The organism is Oleiphilus sp. HI0067 (genome assembly GCF_001635735.1).
This window is the reverse complement of record NZ_LWFI01000976.1, coordinates 1-1,551: the sequence shown is the minus strand read 5'-3', so window position 1 is coordinate 1,551 and position 1,551 is coordinate 1. Positions and strand designations below refer to the sequence as shown.

Genomic DNA, 1,551 nt, shown 5'->3' with positions numbered 1-1,551 from the left:
TTTTTGGCCTTATTAATGTATTTACCCCTAGGAGAATTGGAATGTCATCACGACGTCATCTAGCTAACGCAATCCGCGCATTGAGTATGGATGCGGTTCAGAAAGCAAAATCTGGACATCCAGGAGCACCAATGGGGATGGCCGACATTGCCGAAGTCCTATGGAACGGCCACTTAAATCACAATCCAACGAATCCACATTGGGTAAATCGTGACCGCTTTGTTTTGTCAAATGGTCACGGATCGATGCTTATCTATTCACTGCTGCACCTGACTGGTTATGACTTAAGCATTGATGATCTGAAAAACTTCCGTCAATTACATTCTAAAACGGCTGGTCACCCTGAATATGGCTATGCGCCAGGTGTTGAGACAACTACAGGTCCTCTTGGTCAAGGTATTGCAAATGCAGTAGGCATGGCGATCGCNGAAAAGTCTTTGGCTGCCCAGTTTAATCAAGATGGTCACGACATCGTTGATCACTACACTTACGCCTTTACTGGTGACGGCTGCCTTATGGAAGGTATTTCGCACGAAGTATGCTCTCTTGCGGGTACTCTAGGCCTCGGCAAACTTGTTGTATTTTATGATGACAACGGCATTTCTATTGATGGCGAAGTTGAAGGCTGGTTTACAGACGACACGCCTAAGCGTTTTGAATCATACGGATGGCAAGTAATTCCTGCAGTAGATGGCCATGATGCAGACGCAATTGAAGCAGCGATTGCACAGGCGAAAGCGAACACCACTCAACCAACATTGATTTGCTGCAAAACAATCATTGGCTTTGGTTCGCCAAATAAAGAAGGTAAAGAAGATTGCCACGGCGCACCATTAGGTGAAGAAGAGATCGTTGCAACGCGTGCGAAGTTAGGCTGGGAATTCGGTGCATTTGAAGTACCTGAAGATGTCTATGCACAGTGGGATGCAAAAGATAAAGGCCAGCAGCTCGAAGATGCATGGGAAGAGAAGTTCTCGGCTTATGCTGAGGCTTACCCTGAGTTAGCGCTCGAATTGGCACGCCGCTTATCTGGCGACCTACCGGAAGATTTCTCTGAGAAAGCGAAAGCTTACATTGATCAGTGCCAGGTCGATGCAAATACAGTTGCTAGCCGCAAAGCTTCTCAGAACACACTAAACGCATTTGGCCCACTTCTTCCCGAGTTTATGGGGGGCTCTGCGGATCTCGCACCATCGAACCTTACAATGTGGAGCGAATCAAAAGCTGTTACAGCTGAAGATGCTTCGGGTAATTATCTCCACTACGGTGTTCGAGAATTCGGTATGTCAGCAATAATGAACGGCATTGCGTTACACGGTGGTTTTATTCCTTACGGTGCGACCTTCCTGATTTTCATGGAATATGCGCGTAATGCAGTGCGTATGGCTGCATTGATGAAGCAACGTTCAATTTTCGTATTTACGCATGACTCAATCGGCTTGGGTGAAGATGGTCCAACGCACCAACCAGTAGAGCAGATTGCTTCATTGAGAACGACGCCAAATATGGATACATGGCGACCATGTGATGCTGTTGAATCTGCAGCAGCAT

General features: G+C 46.8%; 1 protein-coding gene. It reads left to right on the top strand.

The genetic code is table 11. The features are described 5' to 3' along the window. Positions 1-41: 41 nt before the first annotated feature. Positions 42-1,551: transketolase (gene tkt / locus A3739_RS12625; RefSeq protein WP_068501584.1), on the top strand; the 1,510-nt coding region annotated here is incomplete at its 3' end.